Origin of the sequence: Evansella sp. AB-P1 (assembly GCF_029688925.1) — a bacterium.
GTDB lineage: Bacteria > Bacillota > Bacilli > Bacillales > Salisediminibacteriaceae > Evansella.
In genome coordinates, this window is the sequence record NZ_JARUKY010000033.1 from 1 (window position 1) to 15,669 (window position 15,669).

The window sequence follows — 15,669 nt, forward strand, 5'->3', positions numbered from 1 at the left end:
AATTAAAAATGTAAATAGGTTTTGGCGGTGTAGCTCAGCTGGCTAGAGCGTACGGTTCATACCCGTGAGGTCGGGGGTTCGATCCCCTCCGCCGCTACCAAGTTTATATATTCGGAGGAATACCCAAGTCCGGCTGAAGGGATCGGTCTTGAAAACCGACAGGGGTGTTAAAGCCCGCGGGGGTTCGAATCCCTCTTCCTCCGCCATAAAGTGGTCCCGTGGTGTAGCGGTTAACATGCCTGCCTGTCACGCAGGAGATCGCGGGTTCGATTCCCGTCGGGACCGCCATTTTTAACTTAATATTTTCTCTCATGTGGAGGGGTAGCGAAGTGGCTAAACGCGGCGGACTGTAAATCCGCTCCCTCCGGGTTCGGCGGTTCGAATCCGTCCCCCTCCACCATTTTAATTAAGCAATATTTTTTTAGGGGCATAGTTTAATGGTAAAACGAAGGTCTCCAAAACCTTTGATGTGGGTTCGATTCCTACTGCCCCTGCCATTAATAAAACTAAGGCGGTTGTGGCGAAGTGGTTAACGCACCGGATTGTGGTTCCGGCATTCGTGGGTTCGATTCCCATCAGCCGCCCCATCTGACCTAGAATTCATATACATTGGGCTATAGCCAAGCGGTAAGGCAACGGATTTTGATTCCGTCATGCGCAGGTTCGAATCCTGCTAGCCCAGCCACTTTGCGGGAGTAGTTCAGTGGTAGAACACCACCTTGCCAAGGTGGGGGTCGCGGGTTCGAATCCCGTCTCCCGCTCCAGACAAAGTTATAGTGGATATTTTATAAAATTATATGCGGGTGTAGTTTAGTGGTAAAACCTCAGCCTTCCAAGCTGATGTCGTGAGTTCGATTCTCATCACCCGCTCCAATTAAATAAAGATGGATATTACATCTTGGGAGAACACCAATATATATTTAATATGTATTGGGCCTGTAGCTCAGCTGGTTAGAGCGCACGCCTGATAAGCGTGAGGTCGGTGGTTCGAGTCCACTCAGGCCCACCATTCCACAGTAGCTCAGTTGGTAGAGCAATCGGCTGTTAACCGATCGGTCGTAGGTTCGAGTCCTACCTGTGGAGCCATTTTTTTGGAGAAGTACCCAAGTGGCTGAAGGGGCGCCCCTGCTAAGGGTGTAGGTCGCGTAAGCGGCGCGAGGGTTCAAATCCCTCCTTCTCCGCCACTTTTATATATTTTTTTTACATGGCCCGTTGGTCAAGTGGTTAAGACACCGCCCTTTCACGGCGGTAACACGGGTTCGAATCCCGTACGGGTCACCAACTTAAATTATATTAATTTTATTTGAATAAATTCATTAGTATCCTAATAGGAGCCATTAGCTCAGCCGGTAGAGCATCTGACTTTTAATCAGAGGGTCGAAGGTTCAAGTCCTTCATGGCTCACCATTTTTTTGACTTGTTATAACAAGTCTTTTTATTTTGAATATTTTAGATATAATATTTGCTATTCTATCACTCTATTTTTACATAACTATAAAATGATCTTTACATTATGGTAAGAAGTTCTGATACCGTGGAGGAAATCTAAAATAACAGCTTAAACTTCATACTAAAACGTCCTATGATTAGCACGTAAATAACAGTAAAAATATCAAAAAACGCTTGATTTTTAATAACAGGTTTAATTGTGAGGTGCAAAACGGTAAAATACAGACAAATTCTCAAGCTCTTTCACAACTAAAATCACAGTATAATTTACATATTAAAATGGCATGAAGAACCTCTTCGTGCCATTGTTTTCATATTTGCTTGTCGAACTAACGAGTCCTTTAGTTGAATGAATAAGAATTTAGCTTTCTTCAACATTTACAAAAATTTCACCAAATATTTCATCACCAATATAAACGTTTAGCTTCCATAATCCTGCTGTTGGAAATCCCATACCTGATGGAATGTGTGTATCAGCCCCATGATGAGGACTAATTCCTATATTTGGGTACTCCCATACTTTGTTGCCAGAGCTTCCAATAAGCACTTTGTGTTCTTCACCTTTTTCGTTAATACCAACAACTCTTAATGCTCCTTCAAACTCTTCTCTTTCTCCCCAAAAATGCCACATATATTTACTATCTTCTCCTGCAATTATTGGGTGAGCTTCTGCTTCTCCCTTTTTGCCAGAGCCTACTAAAAAACCAATTCTTCCTTCCTCTCCAACCAAAACATATTCTCCTTCTGTTCCATCTCCAAATGTAACAGGAATATTAAAAGTTGAAGTTACTTCCCATTCCTCTTTTTCTACATTACCATTAATTTGAGAAAAATCATTATTCTTATCATGTGGAAACAGTACTAATGTAACAAATAACAGTACCGCCGCTAAGCCACCTACCCCTGCGAAAAACCTCTTTGTAAAATAAGTGTATCTGCTTGGAGTTTTTAGATCGTTTTGGAGTTTAATTTTATCATTCATCTGTGATAGAATTTCATTTTGTTCTTCCCTAGAAATGTTTAACTTCTGATTCATCGATTTAAATACTTTATCGTAGTCACTATATTCTTTATACTGACTCATAATGATATCCCTCCTTTTCTAACTGTTTTTTTAATGCACTTAATCCTCGCCATAGAGTTGTTTTTACTTTTCCTTCACTCCATTCAAGAATGTGGGCCGTTTCATATATTGAAAACTCTTTTATTTTTCTTAATATTATTACTTCACGATAAGAACGCTTTAATTTGGATATTGCCTTGTATAACTCTTTTTCTTGTTCACTCAACATCAAGTTTTGTTCTGGTGTTAATCCTTGTGAAGTAACCGATACAGCACTATCTATTAAATAATGGATTGGTCTTTTACTACGAATAAAGTCTATTGTAATATTTCTTGCAATTCTAAATAACCAACCTTTTTTGTTTTCTCCTTGAAAAGACTCAAGATTGTTATAAGCACGAATAAAGGTATCTTGCATTAAATCTTTTGCGTGTTCATGGTCATTTATAAGATATAAAATAAATTTATAAATATCATTACTATATTCAAGGTACCAATCATTAATAAGTCTCTGATTATTGTCGTTATCCAATAAATTCACCTCTCCTCTGTTTTTGATTCTCTACCTTACTAACGAGTGTAATACAAAAAAGTCACAGTAATATTCCTTTTTTAATAACAATATTTAAAAACCTGTATATTGATATTATTTAGAGATCAATATACAGGTCATATATCTAACTAACATCAACAAACACTACATTAAAGCAATTCGTTAGTGAAATATCTATATACGATTCCTCCAAAGATTCTAATTGTGGATTACTTTTTCTTTTTTTAAGAAAAGATTTTATAAAATTTTCACTCTATGTAAGTATAGCTCCATGCGCCATCACCTCGTTTCAAATAACCTGTCCGTATAAAAAAGTAAAAAGCCCTTTTTAACGGCCAGAACATTTGTATTTCGGTGCTAAGAGGGCACCTTGTGCTTTTCTTATTTAACCCCTGTATTTTATAGTCTGTTCCTGGATGTTCATCGTAGAAAACATACCAAATGCGCATACTATTTTCAGCAGTAACTATTTTTTCCTCTCTTTGTTCTGGCTCTACTATCCGCACATCCTTGATATTAGAATTAGTTATAACTCCATCTTGATAATAGAATGAGTTTTGAATTATGAAAGGTGAATGTCTTGATATACCAAATTCAAGGGTAGTATCGGCATTTGCATCTCTATCGACATACCATTTCCCTTGCATTTTTTGATCAAATTTTATTTGCATACCATGTCTAATTATGAATGTTAAGAATAATTAAAGTGAGATCGACACCAAGCGTTGTAATGAATAGTAAGAAGCCTTTTAGACTTCCCACGATAGCGAGAAAGATCGACTAAAAATGGTGTACGAACGATAGCCAGTATGGGTGTATAAAAGTAACAACGGTTATGAACCGAACCATCAGGACGGGTAACGTAGTCTAATAGGACAAGCGTTGTCCATGAAGGATTGCAGGCGTATGGGAGGTCGTCAATAAGCCTGCAAACGGGAAAAAGAGGATTGCAGGCATATGGGAGGTAGCCAATAAGCCTGCAAACGGGAAAAAGCGATTTGCAGGAATATAGAGTGCAGCCAATAAGCCTGCAAAAGGGAAAAAGCGATTTGCAGGAATATAGAGTGCAGCCAATAAGCCTGCAAAAGGGAAAAAGCAGATTTGCAGACATATAGAAGGTGTCCAATAAGCCTGCAAACGGGAAAAAGAGGATTGCAGGCGTATAGAAGGTAGCCAATAAGCCTGCAAACGGGAAAAAGAGGATTGCAGGGGTATGGGAGTCAATGGGAGCAGCATTATTCTCTATTTCAGACACCATAGATTTAGAGGAAGTGCGTCCAGTACTTTTGAACCCACCGAATTCATTCGTGTGGAGGTTCGGTAATTTCATTTCAAGCCGATTATGTGACTTGTATTTGCATAGGTTTTGAGTTCATTAGAATTAACTAAGACTTTTTCTTTTAGTTAGTGGTTAAAAACTATCCGTATACATATGTATAATTGGGAAAATAAAAATTAATTAAGCATTTGTTCATCACTTATTTTTTATTAAATGTTCTTTTTAAAGGAGGAAAAAAGGAATGGAAGATAGGAATGACAAGTACCCCAAAAATAAAAAGGGACAAAGGTCGATTAATAATAGCATGAATAAGTCTGATCAGGTTGTAGTGGAAAAGGGTATTGAAAATATAGCTCTTAAATTAATAGATCAAATATTTGAAGAGAAAGAAAATAGAATGATCAGTCCTTTTAGTATTTACGTAATTATAAGTATGATCTTGCCAGGAGCTGATGGAAGAACGAAGCAGGAAATTCTTGATGTATTAGGATTAAAAAATCAATCTTTGAAACGTATTTATTCTTTTCAAAAAACTCTACTATCACGTTTACAGACAGAAACGAAAAATGATGTAGATATTAATATAGCAAATTCATTATGGGTACACGAAAAGATAACATTAAACCATAAATATGTTCAATCAATCAAGAGAAATTTTGATGGAACAGTGGAGAATATTAATAATGCTGCTACTATTAATAAATGGGTAGACAATAAAACAAAAGGTAAAATTACACATATATTAGATGAAATGAATAGTAATGTCATTTTATACTTAATTAATGCCATCTATTTTTATGGGGAATGGCATAATCCATTTCAGCGTGAATTAACAGTGGATGGAAAATTTTATAAAAAGAACGATATAAGTGTCAAGGTGCCTTTTATGAGAAAAAGGGACAATTTTTTATACAGTAACATGGACGACTATGAAATTATTCGTTTGTATTACAAAGGGAAAAGTTTTTATATGGAGATAATTTTACCGAAAGAAGGAACAACCTTACTGGATTTAATTAAAAAATTAGAGGAGAGTAGAGAGAACTGGCAAAGTCCAACAGAACAAAAATATGGAGTAATTGAATTACCTAAATTCTCCGTCTTAACGGACATGAAGTTAAATGATGCATTGAATAGTGTAGGGTTGAAACAATTATTTAATCCAGAGAAAGCAGATTTGAGTGGATTATCAGAACATGAGTTAAATGGAATATATGTTGACGAGTTTAAACATAAAGCAGTCATTTCTTTGGATGAGGAAGGGACTGAGGCATCAGGTGTATCCTCTGTGGAAGTAAGAGAAGGCAATCCACTAGAGGAACAATTTAATATGAATATAAACCGTCCATTTATATTTCAAATATATCATGAAAAAACAAATATTATTGTATTTTGTGGATTTGTCAATGATCCATCATGAGAGAAAGAAATAGATTGAGATAATTACGCTAGATGAACTAGGATTCACAAAAAGTTCAGGTAACAGGTTCCTGAACTTTTTGTGAATCCTTTTTATAGTTTGATACGTAGTTGTATTAATGGCATATAAATTGATAAAAGTACAAATATTAGTAATTATTGCAATAAAATTTTAATGTATAATTTGGTTTGTATTACCATTAATTATATGTTTTTAAATTTTATTATAAATAGATAGGGAGGTGAAGCAGATGAATGAAATTTTGTTAGAGCTAGAAAGTATTCCTTGGGGGTTAATTGCTCCACTTGTCATTATTCAATTGATTCTACTTGTTGTTGCCCTTGTTGACTGTTTTCGTCATAATAATACAAATGGTCCTCAATGGGTTTGGGTGTTAGTAATTGTATTTGGAGGAATTATCGGCCCAATCGTTTATTTTATTTTTGGAAGGAGAAATGATTAAGTGAGTTTAATAATAACAGAACAACTTACAAAAACCTTTAATGGGACTAGTGCAGTTGATGGATTAAACCTTTCTATAAAAGAAGGCATTTGCACTGCTCTTTTAGGTCCAAATGGAGCTGGAAAAACGACTACGTTAAATATGCTCACTGGTCTAATGAATCCTACTTCTGGCACAATTACTTTTGATCAAAGATATCGTGGTGATCGAAGACAATTTATCGGTTATTTGCCCCAATATCCTAAATTTTATGGTTGGATGACAGGGGAAGAATATGTGGTCTACGCAGGTCAACTAGGAGGACTATCAAAAATAGATGCTACTAAAAAAACAGAAGAACTCCTATCTCTTGTTGGCTTAGATGATTCGAAAAAGAAGAGAATTGCAGGGTACTCTGGAGGAATGAAACAACGTTTAGGGATTGCCCAGGCCCTTGTACATAGCCCTAAATTGATTATTTTAGATGAACCAGTTTCTGCATTAGATCCTATAGGCAGACGGGATGTATTAGAATTAATGCGTAAATTAAAGGAAAAAACATCGATCTTGTTTTCAACTCATGTATTACACGATGCAGAAGAAATATGTGATGATATTTTTATTGTGAAAGACGGAAAGGTTGTAATTGAAGGAGATTTAGTTGAACTTCAACGAAAATATCAAAAGCCAACGATATATTTAGAAACAGAGGAATCGATTGAATATTGGAGTCATTCGATAAAGAATATGGATTGGTTACGTCATATGCAAGGAACAAAGAATAAGCTTACGATTACTGTAAATGATATTGATGTTGCAAGAGAAGCATTGCTATCTAACGAGACATTACGAAAACTAAAGATTACGAACTTTGAAATTGCGAAGACGACACTTGAAGACCTCTTTATGGAGGTGACTGCAGGATGAACCAATGGATCATATTATTCAATAAGGAAATGAAGGAAGCAATTCGAAATTTTAAGTGGATTTGGATTCCACTTGTGTTTATACTTTTAGGAATTATTCAGCCAGTAACTTCATATTTTTTACCAGATATTCTTAAAAACTTTGGAGGATTTCCAGAAGGATCTATGTTAGAATTCCCTTTGCCAACTGGTCCACAAGTTCTAGCTGAAACAATTGGACAGTTTGGACAAATTGGAGTACTTGTGATCGTTTTGGCATTTATGGGTATTGTAGCAGGGGAAAGAAATAGTGGAACAAATATTATGGTTTTAGTAAAGCCTGTTTCTTATGTTGCGTATATAGTTAGTAAGTGGCTCCATATGTCCTTATTAGCAATCAGCTCATTTTCAATTGGTTTTTTATTGGCAAGCTACTATACATTTCAATTAATCGAAAGTGTTCCAATTAGTTATGTAATTAAAGGAGCAGTAGTTTATTCCATTTGGTTATTGTTTGTAACGACATTAGTTCTATTCTTTAGTGTATTGTTTAAAAGTAATGCTGGGGTAGCTGCTTTAACACTAGGTATAACAATTATTATTAGTTTAATGAGTAGTATTACACCTGATTTATTACGCTGGTCTCCTGGAATGATTGCATCACATTCCCATTCAATTTTTCAAAGTGGTGAGGCGGGGGAATATTTTTGGTTGTCTATTAGTTGTACTATCGTTCTTATCATTTTAATGATTATTTTATCTATAATTAATTTTAAGAATAAAGAGACTGTAACACATACGACATAATAGATAGGTGAAAAAGAGACTTTTGAAAAAAATATTGAGATAACCTAAAAAAGTCAATCAACTTTGATTGATTTTTTTGTGATGACTTTTTGCAAGGTAAAAAATTATATTTATTGTGGCGCACTTCCTATAATATTACTAACAAGAAGCAATCACAGTCCTATATTGCTAATCATATTGAGTTTATGAAACTTATTAAATTAACTTATATCAAAATAAATAAAAGTTGTAATATTTTGTTTTTTTATTATTTTTTGGCTATATACAGTTGTTAGATGAAGTATTTTTTGATATAAATAATATAAGGAAAACGCTTTCAAAACTTTTTCGTATTATATGTTAATTAATGAACGTATGAATGTTCCTTTATTTAACGTTGGTAATAGACGAGAACCTCATAAACACATACACACTAGAATACCATCCATTGAATCCGCATATATTTATCTTTAATCACATCAATTCATTTATTTTTTTGACATTTTTTTCCTAAATCCACTAAACTTATTATAATTAATTTCGTGAACCATTGAACATGATAATGATAGTTTTCCTCTAGTTTATTACTGGTAAATAAAATTTTTATTTACCGTTTAAATTTTTTAGAAAATTGTTCTATATTTTCAAAGATTGAAAGAGGGGTGGGGGAAATATGAATATTCTTGTTTGTATTAAGCAAGTACCAGACACGAAGATCATCAAAGTTAATCCTAAAACGAATACGTTAGATCGTTCCAGTGCACCAGCTATTTTAAATCCTTATGATGCACATGCAGTGGAAGAAGCGGTTCGTTTAAAGGAAGTACATGGAGGAAAAGTGACTGTTCTGTCAATGGGACCGCCACAAGCGAAGGCTGCAATAAAAAAGTGTATCGAAATTGGTGCTGATGAAGGTTACCTTATTTCAGACCGTCGTTTTGCAGGTGCAGACACATTAGCAACGAGTTACGCATTATTTAAGGCTATTCAAAAGATGATGAATGAGCAAGGTGTAGATCTCGTTTTATGTGGAAAGCATGCCATTGACGGAGATACTGGACAAACGGGTCCAGGTATAGCAAGACGTATGGAAATACCTCCTTTAACTAATGTCATAAAAGTTGAGAAGGTTGACACAGTAGCTAATGAAATTGTGGTACATCGTAAAATTGAAAATGGATACGAACGAATACAATCAACATTACCTTGTTTATTAACGGTAGAGAAAGAAATTAATCAAGTAGCCTATTCACCATTGCCAAACATGTTACGTGCTGCACGTTACAATCCAATCATTTGGACTGTTGATGACCTTGATGAAGTGGATATTAAGCAATTAGGCTTAAAGGGATCACCAACTATTGTAGGAAAGATGTGGCCTCCTGAAAAAAGTAAAGGTGCAGAGTTGATAGAGGGAGATGTCAAAAAGCAAGCGACAGAAATAGTTGCGTTGGTTTTATCCAAACAAGAGCTTTTTGAAGTGAAAGGCGGGGAGTAATCATGAATATGGATGAATACAGGGGTGTATGGGTATTTATTGAACAAATAGAAGGTAAGGTATTGGATGTTGGATTAGAGCTGTTAGGAGCAGGAAAAGAGCTTGCAGAAAAACTAGAGGTTGACCTTTGTGGTGTTTTAATTGGAAACAATGTGAAGCATTTAGCTAATGAGGTTTTTGAGTATGGTGCTGATAAGGTATATGTCATTGATGATCCAATTGTAGATCAATATCGTACAGAAACATACATGGTTGCAGTAGGAGATTTAGTTAGGAAATATAAACCTGAAATCTTTTTATATGGGGCAACCGCAAATGGAAAAGATCTTGCAAGCGCAGTTGCTACAGAAGTAATGACAGGTTTAACTGCTGATACAACTTTGTTGGATGTAAATGTTGAAAAGAGATTATTTGAAGCAAGTCGCCCAGCCTTTGGGGGTAACATTATGGCTACCATTCTATGTAAAAAGCATCGCCCACAAATGGCAACTGTCCGTCCAAAGGTAATGAAGAAACAGGAACCTGAGACAGGTCGTACTGGAGAATTAATTGAGGAAACAATTAGCTTAAAGGAAGAAAATTTAAGAACGAAAGTATTAGACATTGTAAGGGACACAAGTAAGAAAGTTAATTTAGAGGATGCAGATATTATTGTTGCTGCTGGTAAAGGGATTAAGGATGAAAAGGGCTTACAAATGGTTGCGGGATTAGCTGATGTTCTGAACGGAACGTTAGGAGCAAGTCGTGACATTGTAGAAGCGGGATTAATTAGTCATGATCATCAAGTAGGTCAGACAGGATTAACAGTAACCCCTAAATTGTACATTGCAATTGGAATATCTGGTGCAGTACAGCATACTGTTGGTATGGAAAACTCCGAAACAATTATTGCAATTAATAATGATCCAGATGCAGCTATTTTTAATAAAGCACATTATGGTATTGTGGCAGATGCTTTTGAAATTGTTCCTATTTTAACAGAGGAATTCAAGAAAGCATTGCATGTTGAAGCAGAAGAGGGGGATGTTGCACATGCCGGAGAAGTTTGATGTTATCGTTGTAGGAGCAGGACCTGCTGGAACAAGTTGTGCCTATACTTGTGCAAAGAACGGCTTAAATGTTCTTTTAATAGAAAGAGGAGAGTTTCCTGGTTCCAAAAATGTGATGGGTGGAATATTGTATCGTAAGCAGATGGAGGAGGTTATTCCTGAATTTTGGAAGGAAGCACCTCTTGAAAGACCGGTTATAGAACAACGATTTTGGTTTTTAGATAAAGAATCTATGGTAACAACTAGCTATAAGGATCTTGAATGGGGAAAGGAGCCTTGTAATAACTTTACTGTTTTACGTGCAAAGTTTGATAAATGGTTTGCAAGTAAGGCTGTAGAACAAGGGGCAACACTCATTAATGAAACAGTTGTAACAGAGTGTATCGTTGATGAGGAAGGTAAAGTAATTGGTGTTAGAACAGACCGGCCTGATGGGGATGTTTATGCAGACGTTGTTGTTTTATGTGATGGAGTAAACTCATTGTTAGCAAAGAAGCTTGGCTTTCATAAGGAATGGAAGCCAGAAGAAGTAGCACTAACAGTAATGGAGGTAATGAAGCTTCCGAAAAAGACAATTAACGAACGATTTAACGTGAATGATGATCAAGGCGTTTCTATTGAGATTTTTGGAGATGCAACACAAGGAGCACTAGGTACAGGCTTTTTATATACGAATAAGGACAGTATTAACATCGGTGTTGGAACCACATTATCTGGAATGATAAAAAAGAAGATGCGTCCACATCATCTTTTGGAATATGTAAAAGAGCACCCAATGATACAACCTTATATTGAAGGGGCAGAATCTCTTGAGTACTTGGCTCATTTAATTCCAGAAGGTGGTTATAAGGCAATACCTAAATTAGTAGGAGATGGGGTTATTGTTGCTGGAGATGCAGCTCAGCTTGTAAATGCCATCCATCGTGAAGGATCAAACATGGCAATGTCTTCTGGAAAAATGGCTGCGGAGACTATTATGAAGGCGAAAGAGTTAGGTGAATATACTGAAAGAGTTTTAGATTCATATCGAACGGAGCTGTATGATAGCTTCATAGGAAAAGATTTGAAAAAATACAAGGATACTGCGCATACATTTGAGGAGCATCCACAATACTTCGAACAGTACGTTCCTCTGATGAATCGTGCAATGAATACGATGTTTACTGTAGATGGTACAGCAAAGTGGGATAAACAAAAGAAGATTATGAAATCGTTTACGGAGAAGAGAGGGAAGTTAGGTGTAGCAAAAGACATTTATCGAGCATGGAGGGTGGTGAAATAAAATGGCTAAAACGATTGAAGAAAAACAGTATTTAGTCCGATTTAATTGTGACACTAAATCTCATCTTGAAGTAAAGGATCATGATGTTTGTGCTACGAAATGTCCAGATAAAGACTGTACAATATTTTGTCCAGCAGATGTGTATAAATGGGAAGGGGACAGAATGTTTGTTGGTTACGAAGGTTGTCATGAATGTGGAAGCTGTCGTATTGGTTGTCCCTTTGACAATATTAAATGGGAATATCCGAAAGGTGGACATGGGATTGTATTCCGACTAGCATAGCCCAAATAAAAAGATGACCTCAAGGAAATTCCTTGAGGTCTTTTTAAGAAGTGCGGAAGATACGGCAAAGTTATTACTGTAAACACTATTATTATGTTGCAATTATAACTGAATATATTTAATAAGTAAATACACATTAGAATGTTGATATATTGGGACTTTTTTAAAATTCGATAATTCTGTATAATAATTAAATTATAGGAATATAGATACATTTTTTATTACTTTAAATCAGTGCTGTTTTAATATAAAAATATCGTGTAAAATAACAAGAAATAAAGCTAAAATTATTACCAAGTATCATTTTCAGAACTCCAATTTAATAACGATATATATGAGAGAGTTAATACTAACTACTGACTAGTAATAAAATGAGCAAAGATGGAGTAATGATGTTGTAGGGAATAATTTTGATAGAGAAATGTGGAGGGAAAAATTTTGACAAATAAAGAAAAAGAATTACTTTTACTTTTAGAAAATGAGGGGAGAATGCCCTTAGATAAGTTAGCAAAAATGATAGATCTTTCTGAAAATGAAATATCTACGATGATTCAAGAATTTGAAAAGAAAAAGGTGATTTTAGGATATTCAGCCATCATTGACTGGAGTAAAGTAAATACTACTGAAACTGTGACAGCAATGATTGATGTGAAAGTAACTCCTAAAAGAGGAGTTGGGTTTGATGAGGTTGCTGAACGAATTTATCGTTTTAAAGAAGTAAAGGCTCTGTATTTAATGTCAGGAACATATGACCTTTCTGTTGTCATTGAAGGCAAGTCAATGAATGAAATAGCAAAGTTCGTTTCTGATAAATTATCAACGCTGGATTCTGTTCTATCTACAACAACTCATTTTCAACTAAAAAAATATAAACATGATGGTGTTGTATTTGAAGATAGGGATGAAGATCATAGGATTGTGGTTTCACCATGACAAGCTTACAATCCTTTCCAAAAAATAAACTTTCAGATGCTGTTCAAAGAATAAAGCCTTCTGGTATACGTCGTTTTTTTGATTTAGCATCAACTATGGACAATGTTATTTCTTTAGGAGTTGGGGAACCAGATTTTATCACACCATGGAATGTTCGTGAAGCCAGTATTGCCTCCTTAGAAAGGGGTTTAACTTCTTATACTGCTAATGCGGGAATCATTGAATTAAGAACTGCAATTGCAGAATATTTACATACCAGTTTTCATACAACGTATAATCCAGAAAGTGAAGTAGTGGTGACAGTTGGAGCAAGTGAGGGAATTGATTTAGCATTACGAGCAACAATTAATCCTGGAGATGAAGTACTAATTGTTGAACCTTCCTTTGTGTCATACGCCCCACTCGTCTCCCTTATTGGTGGTATTCCAATAAGTGTTCCAACCAGTATTGAAAATGACTTTAAGGTATCAGCTGATGAAATAGAAAGCCGGATAACGAATAAAACAAAAGGAATTTTAATTTCATTTCCAAATAATCCAACTGGTTCCGTCATGGATGCACAAGATTTAAAGGCATGTGTAGATGTTTTTCTAAAGCATGATCTTCTTGTTTTTTCGGATGAAATATATGCAGAATTAACCTATGATGGAAAGCACGTTAGTCTACCTTCAATAGAAGGAATGTGGGAAAGAACAATTTTAATCTCAGGTTTCTCAAAAGCCTTTGCTATGACAGGGTGGCGGCTAGGATATTTAGCAGCACCAAAACATTATGCTGAAGCAATGCTAAAGATTCATCAATATGCCATGATGTGTGCTTCTACAATGGCTCAGTATGCGGCCCTTGAAGCCATAACAAAAGGGCAAGAAGAAATGAAGGAAATGATTGTTAGCTATCGGCAAAGAAGAAATTATTTTGTTAAATCTTTAAGAGAGATAGGTCTTCAATGTCATATGCCAGGTGGTGCATTTTATGCCTTTCCTTCAATAACTTCCACTGGATTCACTTCAGAGGAATTTGCAGAAAAGCTACTAATGGAAGAACGTGTTGCTGTTGTACCAGGTTCAGTATTTGGAGCAGGTGGAGAAGGGCATATTAGGTGTTCCTATGCAACTTCCATGACTCAACTTGAAGAGTCCATTCTACGCATAGATCGATTTTTGAATTCACATACTAAAAAATAAAAAAAAGCAAAGTGAATGAACACTTTGCCAAAAAAGGGGGAATACTAGGTTGTATACACAATCAGTATCTCTCCTTTTTCTTCTTTTTATACATAAATTTTTAATTTATTTTCATAATCGTTTATTTCTTGTAAATTGTTTTCCCATTTCTCTATATACACAACCCATTCCACTCTAGTAACAAAACCTGAAACATATACCAAAGTTAGTAAATTATAGTAAACAAAAAAGTCATTAAAAAGGGAATACTACTATGGAAGGTCTACCCTGAAAATAAGAACGGTTCAGTAGTGAAGGATGGCGACTCCAGCGGGATCAGCTCGAATACGAAAATCCCCTAAAAGCTTACTGTGTAAGATTTAGGAAGTTGAGGCCGTGCCCCACGGTAAAGAAGACACTGGGAAGCATGAATAGATGTCGCACTTATGCCTGTGGTGAAAGCGCCTGCCTGAAACGGATGATCCTACTTGATGAATATTTTCATCCTCCAAGGTGCAAATTTTCACTTGCATGGAAGGGGTAGCCTAGTAATAACGATGTTTTATTTTATACATCGGAAGGTATAGAGTAGTAGCCACTTAATTAAATTCTTTTGTCAGAAAAATAAACATGTGATATAATTAACCAGTTAAAAAATAGTTAGGAGTTGTTTTCATGTCAAGTCAATATGAAGTTGGTAGTATTGTTGAAGGAAAGGTAACAGGTATTAAACCGTTTGGTGCTTTTGTTGCATTAGATGACCAAAAACAAGGCCTTGTTCACATTTCACATGTAGCACATGGATTTGTTAAAGAAATTAATGACCATCTCTCTGTAGGAGATGAAGTAAAAGTAAAAGTGCTATCCGTTGATGAAGAATCAGGAAAAATTTCTTTATCTATAAGAGAAACGCAACCAAAACCAGAAAGACAAGAACGTTCAGAACGCCCAGAACGTCCAAAAAGAGCTAATGGTGGAAAGCGTCAGGAACAACAAAGTAATCAAGGGCAAGGTTTTAATACGCTTGAAGAAAAATTAAAGGTATGGCTAAAGGAATCAAACGAAATTCAAGCTGATTTAAATAAGCGTATAAAAAAATAGTGGTTACTTTTAAACGCAAAAAGAGACAGTCAAAGTTGACTGTCTCTTTTTGTACAAATGTTATTTTTTTTAACCGGATTTAACTGTTTAACATTATCGTTGCGGTTCCGGACTACGTTCAAGCTCTTCATCAGGTTTAAACAAGATTGAAATACAATATAACCCTGCCAATCCTACGAGGGCATAGATGAAACGGGAAAATCCAGCTGCTTGACCACCAAATATTGCTGCAACAAGATCAAATCGGAAAAAACCAATTAACCCCCAGTTAACAGCACCGATAATGGCTAAGACTAATGCAGTACGTTGGATTCCACTCATGGACTCCTCACCTCCTTATAAGGGGTAAAGTCATGTTCTGTATAGAAGCTCATTACATGCTCCTAATCATAGGATGATAAAAGTACAATCGTATTATTCATTCAATAAAAAAAAAGAAATTAAAATAGGAAATACTTTGCTT

General features: G+C 35.5%; 16 protein-coding genes and 14 tRNA genes. 25 read left to right on the forward strand and 5 right to left on the reverse strand.

The genetic code is table 11. The annotated features are described in order from the left end of the window. Positions 1–23: 23 nt before the first annotated feature. The 14 genes from QA612_RS21730 to QA612_RS21795 all read left to right on the forward strand — a co-directional run bounded on the left by QA612_RS21730 (position 24) and on the right by QA612_RS21795 (position 1,407). Positions 24–100 (forward strand) — tRNA-Met (locus QA612_RS21730). A gap of 13 nt (positions 101–113) precedes the next feature. After that, positions 114–206: transfer RNA gene (locus QA612_RS21735), tRNA-Ser, on the forward strand. Positions 207–212: 6 nt separating this feature from the next. Continuing rightward, positions 213–288: transfer RNA gene (locus QA612_RS21740), tRNA-Asp, on the forward strand. A gap of 27 nt (positions 289–315) precedes the next feature. Next, a tRNA-Tyr gene (locus QA612_RS21745) sits at positions 316–400 on the forward strand. Positions 401–423: 23 nt separating this feature from the next. Then, positions 424–497: transfer RNA gene (locus QA612_RS21750), tRNA-Trp, on the forward strand. Between the two features lie 14 nt (positions 498–511). Continuing rightward, positions 512–587 (forward strand) — tRNA-His (locus QA612_RS21755). Positions 588–610: 23 nt separating this feature from the next. Next, positions 611–685 (forward strand) — tRNA-Gln (locus tag QA612_RS21760). Positions 686–689: 4 nt separating this feature from the next. After that, positions 690–764, forward strand: a tRNA-Gly gene (locus QA612_RS21765). Between the two features lie 35 nt (positions 765–799). Beyond that, a tRNA-Gly gene (locus QA612_RS21770) sits at positions 800–873 on the forward strand. 59 nt (positions 874–932) lie between these two features. Next, positions 933–1,009: transfer RNA gene (locus tag QA612_RS21775), tRNA-Ile, on the forward strand. A gap of 1 nt (position 1,010) precedes the next feature. Beyond that, a tRNA-Asn gene (locus QA612_RS21780) sits at positions 1,011–1,086 on the forward strand. 7 nt (positions 1,087–1,093) lie between these two features. Further along, positions 1,094–1,184: transfer RNA gene (locus QA612_RS21785), tRNA-Ser, on the forward strand. Between the two features lie 22 nt (positions 1,185–1,206). Next, positions 1,207–1,281, forward strand: a tRNA-Glu gene (locus QA612_RS21790). Between the two features lie 50 nt (positions 1,282–1,331). Continuing rightward, positions 1,332–1,407 (forward strand) — tRNA-Lys (locus QA612_RS21795). Between the two features lie 403 nt (positions 1,408–1,810). Here the strand turns inward: QA612_RS21795 and QA612_RS21800 are convergent. From QA612_RS21800 to QA612_RS21815, 4 genes are all read right to left on the reverse strand, one after another. After that, positions 1,811–2,533: a DUF4871 domain-containing protein gene (locus QA612_RS21800; protein WP_278285941.1), complete on the reverse strand. Its 723-nt coding sequence runs from the start codon at positions 2,531–2,533 to the stop codon at positions 1,811–1,813. Continuing rightward, positions 2,520–3,044 carry an RNA polymerase sigma factor gene (locus QA612_RS21805; RefSeq protein ID WP_278285942.1) on the reverse strand — a complete coding sequence of 175 codons (525 nt, stop codon included), beginning with the start codon at positions 3,042–3,044 and terminating at the stop codon, positions 2,520–2,522. The genes QA612_RS21800 and QA612_RS21805 overlap by 14 nt, the downstream gene beginning before the upstream one ends. A gap of 269 nt (positions 3,045–3,313) precedes the next feature. Further along, positions 3,314–3,736 (reverse strand): hypothetical protein, encoded by a 423-nt coding sequence (locus QA612_RS21810; RefSeq protein WP_278285943.1) that lies wholly within the window; start codon positions 3,734–3,736, stop codon positions 3,314–3,316. Between the two features lie 20 nt (positions 3,737–3,756). Then, complete coding sequence (locus tag QA612_RS21815) at positions 3,757–4,395, reverse strand: hypothetical protein (RefSeq protein WP_278285944.1); 639 nt, start codon at positions 4,393–4,395, stop codon at positions 3,757–3,759. Positions 4,396–4,585: 190 nt separating this feature from the next. Between QA612_RS21815 and QA612_RS21820 the strand changes: the two genes are divergently transcribed. The 11 genes from QA612_RS21820 to yugI all read left to right on the forward strand — a co-directional run bounded on the left by QA612_RS21820 (position 4,586) and on the right by yugI (position 15,206). Continuing rightward, the gene (locus QA612_RS21820; protein ID WP_278285945.1) at positions 4,586–5,764 is read left to right on the forward strand and encodes a serpin family protein; all 1,179 of its coding nucleotides are present in this window, start codon (positions 4,586–4,588) and stop codon (positions 5,762–5,764) included. Positions 5,765–6,014: 250 nt separating this feature from the next. Further along, positions 6,015–6,227, forward strand: coding sequence for a PLD nuclease N-terminal domain-containing protein (locus QA612_RS21825; protein WP_278285946.1), 213 nt, complete (start codon positions 6,015–6,017; stop codon positions 6,225–6,227). Beyond that, the gene (locus QA612_RS21830) at positions 6,228–7,133 is read left to right on the forward strand and encodes an ABC transporter ATP-binding protein (protein WP_278285947.1); all 906 of its coding nucleotides are present in this window, start codon (positions 6,228–6,230) and stop codon (positions 7,131–7,133) included. After that, the gene (locus QA612_RS21835; protein ID WP_278285948.1) at positions 7,130–7,918 is read left to right on the forward strand and encodes an ABC transporter permease; all 789 of its coding nucleotides are present in this window, start codon (positions 7,130–7,132) and stop codon (positions 7,916–7,918) included. The genes QA612_RS21830 and QA612_RS21835 overlap by 4 nt, the downstream gene beginning before the upstream one ends. A 652-nt stretch (positions 7,919–8,570) precedes the next feature. After that, the gene (locus QA612_RS21840; protein ID WP_278285949.1) at positions 8,571–9,395 is read left to right on the forward strand and encodes an electron transfer flavoprotein subunit beta/FixA family protein; all 825 of its coding nucleotides are present in this window, start codon (positions 8,571–8,573) and stop codon (positions 9,393–9,395) included. Positions 9,396–9,397: 2 nt separating this feature from the next. After that, on the forward strand, positions 9,398–10,444 hold the full coding sequence (locus tag QA612_RS21845; RefSeq protein ID WP_278285950.1) for an electron transfer flavoprotein subunit alpha/FixB family protein: 1,047 nt from the start codon (positions 9,398–9,400) through the stop codon (positions 10,442–10,444). Next, positions 10,428–11,726: an FAD-dependent oxidoreductase gene (locus QA612_RS21850; RefSeq protein WP_278285951.1), complete on the forward strand. Its 1,299-nt coding sequence runs from the start codon at positions 10,428–10,430 to the stop codon at positions 11,724–11,726. Before QA612_RS21845 ends, QA612_RS21850 begins: the two co-directional genes overlap by 17 nt. A 1-nt stretch (position 11,727) precedes the next feature. Further along, entirely contained in the window at positions 11,728–12,009 is a 282-nt protein-coding gene (locus QA612_RS21855) for a ferredoxin family protein (protein ID WP_278285952.1), read from the forward strand. A gap of 489 nt (positions 12,010–12,498) precedes the next feature. Beyond that, on the forward strand, positions 12,499–12,942 hold the full coding sequence (locus QA612_RS21860; protein ID WP_481804468.1) for an Lrp/AsnC family transcriptional regulator: 444 nt from the start codon (positions 12,499–12,501) through the stop codon (positions 12,940–12,942). Next, positions 12,939–14,126 carry an aminotransferase gene (locus QA612_RS21865; RefSeq protein ID WP_278285954.1) on the forward strand — a complete coding sequence of 396 codons (1,188 nt, stop codon included), beginning with the start codon at positions 12,939–12,941 and terminating at the stop codon, positions 14,124–14,126. Before QA612_RS21860 ends, QA612_RS21865 begins: the two co-directional genes overlap by 4 nt. 654 nt (positions 14,127–14,780) lie before the next feature. Further along, positions 14,781–15,206 (forward strand): S1 domain-containing post-transcriptional regulator GSP13, encoded by a 426-nt coding sequence (gene yugI / locus QA612_RS21870; protein WP_278285955.1) that lies wholly within the window; start codon positions 14,781–14,783, stop codon positions 15,204–15,206. Between the two features lie 93 nt (positions 15,207–15,299). Here the strand turns inward: yugI and QA612_RS21875 are convergent, their stop codons facing one another. Further along, positions 15,300–15,527, reverse strand: coding sequence for a DUF378 domain-containing protein (locus tag QA612_RS21875; RefSeq protein WP_026690818.1), 228 nt, complete (start codon positions 15,525–15,527; stop codon positions 15,300–15,302). Positions 15,528–15,669: the final 142 nt, after the last annotated feature.

Coding starts and splice junctions, on each gene's coding strand:
- QA612_RS21800 (WP_278285941.1), bottom strand. CDS start 2,533: ATGAGTCAGTATAAAGAATATAGTGACTACGATAAAGTATTTAAATCG.
- QA612_RS21810 (WP_278285943.1), bottom strand. CDS start 3,736: ATGCAAATAAAATTTGATCAAAAAATGCAAGGGAAATGGTATGTCGAT.
- QA612_RS21815 (WP_278285944.1), bottom strand. CDS start 4,395: ATGAAATTACCGAACCTCCACACGAATGAATTCGGTGGGTTCAAAAGT.
- QA612_RS21820 (WP_278285945.1), top strand. CDS start 4,586: ATGGAAGATAGGAATGACAAGTACCCCAAAAATAAAAAGGGACAAAGG.
- QA612_RS21825 (WP_278285946.1), top strand. CDS start 6,015: ATGAATGAAATTTTGTTAGAGCTAGAAAGTATTCCTTGGGGGTTAATT.
- QA612_RS21835 (WP_278285948.1), top strand. CDS start 7,130: ATGAACCAATGGATCATATTATTCAATAAGGAAATGAAGGAAGCAATT.
- QA612_RS21840 (WP_278285949.1), top strand. CDS start 8,571: ATGAATATTCTTGTTTGTATTAAGCAAGTACCAGACACGAAGATCATC.
- QA612_RS21845 (WP_278285950.1), top strand. CDS start 9,398: ATGAATATGGATGAATACAGGGGTGTATGGGTATTTATTGAACAAATA.
- QA612_RS21850 (WP_278285951.1), top strand. CDS start 10,428: ATGCCGGAGAAGTTTGATGTTATCGTTGTAGGAGCAGGACCTGCTGGA.
- QA612_RS21855 (WP_278285952.1), top strand. CDS start 11,728: ATGGCTAAAACGATTGAAGAAAAACAGTATTTAGTCCGATTTAATTGT.
- QA612_RS21860 (WP_481804468.1), top strand. CDS start 12,499: ATGCCCTTAGATAAGTTAGCAAAAATGATAGATCTTTCTGAAAATGAA.
- QA612_RS21865 (WP_278285954.1), top strand. CDS start 12,939: ATGACAAGCTTACAATCCTTTCCAAAAAATAAACTTTCAGATGCTGTT.
- yugI (WP_278285955.1), top strand. CDS start 14,781: ATGTCAAGTCAATATGAAGTTGGTAGTATTGTTGAAGGAAAGGTAACA.
- QA612_RS21875 (WP_026690818.1), bottom strand. CDS start 15,527: ATGAGTGGAATCCAACGTACTGCATTAGTCTTAGCCATTATCGGTGCT.